The sequence below is a fragment of the Mesorhizobium sp. M8A.F.Ca.ET.161.01.1.1 genome, from assembly GCF_004792105.1.
In the GTDB taxonomy this organism is placed as follows: domain Bacteria; phylum Pseudomonadota; class Alphaproteobacteria; order Rhizobiales; family Rhizobiaceae; genus Mesorhizobium.
The window spans coordinates 1-311 of record NZ_SRTD01000362.1 but is presented as its reverse complement, the minus strand read 5'-3'; the positions used below and the strand labels follow the sequence as shown (position 1 = coordinate 311).

Genomic DNA, 311 nt, shown 5'->3' with positions numbered 1-311 from the left:
CAATTGGGAAGTGTTCCGCGATACGCTGATCGAGCAGGCGGAGCAGGGTGTGGATTATTTCACCATCCATGCCGGCGTCAGGCTGCATTACATACCGCTCACCGTCAACCGCGTCACCGGCATCGTCTCACGCGGCGGCTCGATCATGGCCAAATGGTGTCTTCATCACCACAAGGAAAGTTTCCTCTATGAGCATTTCGACGAGATTTGCGACATCTGCCGTGCTTACGATGTCTCCTTCTCGCTGGGCGATGGCCTGCGTCCCGGCTCGATCGCTGACGCCAATGATGCGGCGCAGTTTGCGGAGCTGG

General features: G+C 57.9%; 1 protein-coding gene. It reads left to right on the top strand.

The annotated features are described in order from the left end of the window. Nucleotides 1-311 (top strand): phosphomethylpyrimidine synthase ThiC (locus EN804_RS36080; protein WP_189602224.1); only part of this gene is annotated, 311 nt, incomplete at both ends.